Here is a 3,883-nt window from a genome sequence, read left to right as displayed (position 1 = left end):
GTCTACCGGCGATCGGCCCACCGGCCGTCTGTCGGCTGACCGACCGCCTGTCGGCTGACGGACCCGCGGACGGGACCGACCCGCCGACGGGACGGACCCGCGGCCGGGACGGACCCGCGGACGGGGCCGAGGCGCCGCCCCGGCGGCCCCGGTCAGGGCGTGCAGACCTTGGCCAGCTCTCCGGAGGCGTCGGTGATCGGTGTGATGTCCGGCGTGACGTCACCGCCCTCGACGGCCTTGCGGACCTCCTCGACGCCGGCGCGGAGGTCGTCGACGGCCTTGCCGACGTCGGCGTCGCCCGTGGAGTCGTCGAGCTCGGCCAGGTTCTGGTCGATCGAGGCCAGCGACTCCTCGAGCTGCGTCGGGTCGTTGCTCGCGGCGTCCACGGCCTGCTGCAGCTCGGCGACGCTGTCGGATATGGCGGCCGCCGTCCGCGCGCAGTCCACCGCTGTGGACAGGGCGTCGCAGCCGGTGGTCAGCAGGGCGGCCACCGCCACCGCGGCGATCGCCGCCGGAACCCTCTTCGCGGTACGCGCCGCGGGAACAGACATGGAAACCGGTCCTCCTTCTTGGGGGGCCGGAACGCACGACGGCCGCCGCGCGTCCCCACACATCAGGACGCGCGGCGGCCGGGCGGAGTTCCCCGCCTGCCGTCCCCCTAGAGGGTGAGTTCCAGCGCGGCGCGCTGGGCCGCGGCCAGGTCGCCGCAGCCGGCCACCGCCAGGTCCAGCAGCGCGTTCAGCTCCTCACGGGCGAACGGCTCGGCCTCCGCGGTGCCCTGCACCTCGACGAAGCGGCCGTCGCCGGTGCACACCACGTTCATGTCCGTCTCGGCGCGCACGTCCTCCTCGTAGCAGAGGTCCAGCAGCGGCACCCCGGCCACGATGCCCACCGACACCGCCGACACCGTGCCGGTCAGCGGCTGCCGCCCGGCCTTCACCAGCTTCCTCCCCTGCGCCCATGCCACCGCGTCCGCCAGCGCGACGTACGCGCCGGTGATCGCCGCCGTGCGGGTGCCGCCGTCGGCCTGCAGGACGTCGCAGTCCAGCACGATCGTGTTCTCGCCCAGCGCCTTGTAGTCGATCACCGCGCGCAGCGAACGGCCGATCAGCCGGCTGATCTCGTGGGTCCGGCCGCCGATGCGGCCCTTGACGGCCTCGCGGTCCCCGCGGGTGTTGGTGGCGCGCGGCAGCATCGAGTACTCGGCGGTGACCCAGCCCTCGCCGCTGCCCTTGCGCCAGCGCGGCACGCCCTCGGTGACCGAGGCGGTGCAGAACACCCTGGTGTCGCCGAAGGAGACGAGGACGGAGCCCTCCGCGTGCTTGCTCCACCCCCGCTCGATGGTCACCGGGCGGAGCTGGTCGGGGGTACGGCCGTCGATACGAGACATGCGGCCGAGCCTATCCGCCCCGCAGCCCTCGCCCGGACGGGCGGCGACGATACTGGTGCCCATGACCCGCATCGTCCTCGCCACCCGCAACGCCGGGAAGATCACCGAACTCCGCGCCATCCTCGCCGAGGCGGGCCTCGCCCACGAACTCGTCGGCGCCGAGGAGTTCCCCGAGGTGCCCGACGTGAAGGAGACCGGCGTCACCTTCGCCGAGAACGCGTTGCTCAAGGCGCACGCGCTGGCCCGGGCGACCGGTCTGCCCGCGGTCGCCGACGACTCCGGTCTCTGCGTCGACGTCCTGAACGGCGCGCCCGGCATCTTCTCCGCCCGCTGGGCCGGCCGCCACGGCGACGACCGGGCCAACCTCGACCTGCTTCTCGCCCAGCTCTCCGACATCGCCGAGGAGCACCGGGGCGCCCACTTCGCCTGCGCGGCGGCGCTGGCGCTGCCGGACGGGACCGAGCGCGTCGTCGAGGGCCGCCTGGAGGGCACCCTCCGTGCGGCCCCGGCCGGCTCCGGCGGCTTCGGCTACGACCCGATCCTCCAGCCGCTGGGCCAGGAGCGCACCTGCGCGGAACTGACCGCCGACGAGAAGAACGCCATCAGCCACCGCGGCAAGGCCTTCCGGGCGCTGGCCCCGGCCGTCCGCGACCTGCTGGGCTGACCGCGGCCCACGCACCGTCAGGAGGGGCCCCGCCGTGTCGCGTGTGCGACAGGGCGGGGCCCCTCCCGGTCGCGGGTGCCCGGCCGGTCAGGACCAGCCGTTGTCGTCCTGGAGCGTGTACGTCCCCGGGGTCTCGGCGAGCGTCACGGCGCTGCTCGCGAGGACGGCTCCAGACGTGCTGGAGACCGGACCGGAAGCGCTGGACGCCATGGCGGGGGCGGCAATAATCGAACCGAGAGCGGCGGCGGAACCGGCGACGACCAGGGCGACACGGGAAGAGATGGACCGCATTGTCAATCCTTTTCTCGGAGGACCTGACGTCTTCACGCAGGCCGACTTCGCTGAGTGTTCTTGACCGACCGGGGTCGGGCCTCGCGTCGACTGTTCGGCGCGGCGCCTGAATTCAGACTGCCCTGCTCGAGGAACGCTGGGGAGACCACTCCGCCTGCGGTGTTCACGCCTGTCGCAAACACGAAGGGGGGACTACGCAGTGGAGGAGCACGAGGAACACGGTCCCGCGGCCGAGCTGACGCCGGCCGGCATGCGGCTCTACCGGTTCGCGGCGGCGGTGCCGTCGTTCACGCCGCAGGAGGCGGCGACCGGGGCAGGGCTGGCCGACGAGGAACTCGCCGTCGCCGTCTCCCGGCTGGAGGAACTCAGGCTGCTGCGCCGCGACGCGGACAACCCGCAACGGCTGGTCGCCGTGTCGCCGCAGTTCGCGGCGGGTCAGGCGCTGGGGCCGATGGAGCGGCGCATACGGGAGCAGACCGAGGCCGTGGAGCGCGTGCGCGCCGCCTTCGTCGGCCTCACCCCGTACTACGAGGCGGGTCAGGAGCGCCAGCAGAGCAAGGCGGTGGAGCTGCTGACCGACCTGGGTGACGTGCGCCGGCTGATCGACGGGCTCGCCGACGGCTGCCGCACCGAGGCGCTGCACGTGCAGCCGGGCGGTGCGCGCGATCCCGAGGCGCTGGAGAAGGCGCGCGGCAGCATGGGACGGATGCTGGCCCGCGGCGTCAGCAGCCGCACCATCTACCAGCATCCGGCGCGCTACAGCCCGCACACCGTGGAGTTCGTGGAGTGGATGATGGAGCGCGGCGCGGAGGTCCGCACCCTCGCCGACGGCCCGGACCGGATGCTCATCTACGACCGCAAGACGGCCGTGGTCAGCGTCCAGGGCAACTCCGCCCACGCCCTCGTCGTGTACGAGTCCAACCTGGTGGCCTTCATGGTGGACTCGTTCGAGACGGCGTGGCGTGCGGCGGACCCCTTCCCGGTCGGCTTCGACCGTGAGTGGGCCAAGCAGGTCTCCGACGACCTGCGGCACTCCATCGTGCGGCTGCTGACGGAGGGCCTGGACGACAAGGCCATCTCGCGTCGGCTGGGCATGTCGGTGCGCACCGTCCAGCGGCACGTGTCCGAGATCATGCGCACCCTCGACGCCAGGAGCCGCTTCCAGTCCGGGTACCTGGTCGGCCTGGAGGAGGCCGGCGCGTCCGCCCGGGCGGCCGGGGCCGTCACCACTGCGTGAGCACCCTGGCGGGGCGCAGCGAGGACCGGCCGTGGCCCACGGTGAGGGTGCGCACCACCTCGGGGGTGATCCGCCCCTCGAGCAGGGTGTCCAGCACCGCGCCGAGGGCCGCCGCCAGCTCCAGGGTCTCGTCCTCGGGCTGCGTCCAGCCGAGGGCGGACTCCGGCTCCACCCAGGTGAGGCCGCCGGGGGACGGTTCGGGGAGCGTCATGACGAACTCGTGCTCGGACGCCCAGGGGGCGCCGGGCGGGGCCGTCGTCCACCAGCGCGCGGAGTGCGGCCCCGGGTCGTCGAAGAGGGG

6 protein-coding genes are annotated in these 3,883 nt (G+C 73.6%); 2 read left to right on the top strand and 4 right to left on the bottom strand.

Going from position 1 to position 3,883, the window contains the following annotated elements:
- Window positions 1-152: 152 nt before the first annotated feature.
- The gene (locus tag HW445_RS21515; RefSeq protein ID WP_180222619.1) at window positions 153-551 is read right to left on the bottom strand and encodes a hypothetical protein; all 399 of its coding nucleotides are present in this window, start codon (window positions 549-551) and stop codon (window positions 153-155) included.
- A gap of 107 nt (window positions 552-658) precedes the next feature.
- Complete coding sequence (gene rph / locus HW445_RS21510; RefSeq protein WP_151775103.1) at window positions 659-1,390, bottom strand: ribonuclease PH; 732 nt, start codon at window positions 1,388-1,390, stop codon at window positions 659-661.
- Between the two features lie 61 nt (window positions 1,391-1,451).
- On the opposite strand from rph, the gene rdgB reads away from it, so the two are divergent.
- Window positions 1,452-2,054, top strand: coding sequence for an RdgB/HAM1 family non-canonical purine NTP pyrophosphatase (gene rdgB, locus HW445_RS21505; RefSeq protein WP_180222618.1), 603 nt, complete (start codon window positions 1,452-1,454; stop codon window positions 2,052-2,054).
- 87 nt (window positions 2,055-2,141) lie between these two features.
- Here rdgB and HW445_RS21500 read toward each other — a convergent pair whose 3' ends face one another.
- Entirely contained in the window at window positions 2,142-2,345 is a 204-nt protein-coding gene (locus HW445_RS21500; RefSeq protein ID WP_180222617.1) for a hypothetical protein, read from the bottom strand.
- Between the two features lie 199 nt (window positions 2,346-2,544).
- Between HW445_RS21500 and HW445_RS34160 the strand changes: the two genes are divergently transcribed.
- Window positions 2,545-3,582 carry a helix-turn-helix transcriptional regulator gene (locus HW445_RS34160; RefSeq protein WP_180222616.1) on the top strand — a complete coding sequence of 346 codons (1,038 nt, stop codon included), beginning with the start codon at window positions 2,545-2,547 and terminating at the stop codon, window positions 3,580-3,582.
- Here HW445_RS34160 and HW445_RS21490 read toward each other — a convergent pair.
- Window positions 3,569-3,883, bottom strand: a 315-nt coding sequence (locus HW445_RS21490; protein WP_218957247.1) for a hypothetical protein, incomplete at its 5' end; no start/stop codon positions are given. The genes HW445_RS34160 and HW445_RS21490 overlap by 14 nt on opposite strands.

Origin of the sequence: Streptomyces sp. UH6 (assembly GCF_013421635.1) — a bacterium.
GTDB lineage: Bacteria > Actinomycetota > Actinomycetes > Streptomycetales > Streptomycetaceae > Streptomyces > Streptomyces abyssomicinicus.
This window is presented reverse-complemented; position numbering and strand designations above follow the sequence as displayed.

What these genes read in the sequence shown, in the direction of transcription:
- HW445_RS21515 (WP_180222619.1), bottom strand. Translation starts at nt 551, where the DNA reads ATGTCTGTTCCCGCGGCGCGTACCGCGAAGAGGGTTCCGGCGGCGATC.
- rph (WP_151775103.1), bottom strand. Translation starts at nt 1,390, where the DNA reads ATGTCTCGTATCGACGGCCGTACCCCCGACCAGCTCCGCCCGGTGACC.
- rdgB (WP_180222618.1), top strand. Translation starts at nt 1,452, where the DNA reads ATGACCCGCATCGTCCTCGCCACCCGCAACGCCGGGAAGATCACCGAA.
- HW445_RS21500 (WP_180222617.1), bottom strand. Translation starts at nt 2,345, where the DNA reads ATGCGGTCCATCTCTTCCCGTGTCGCCCTGGTCGTCGCCGGTTCCGCC.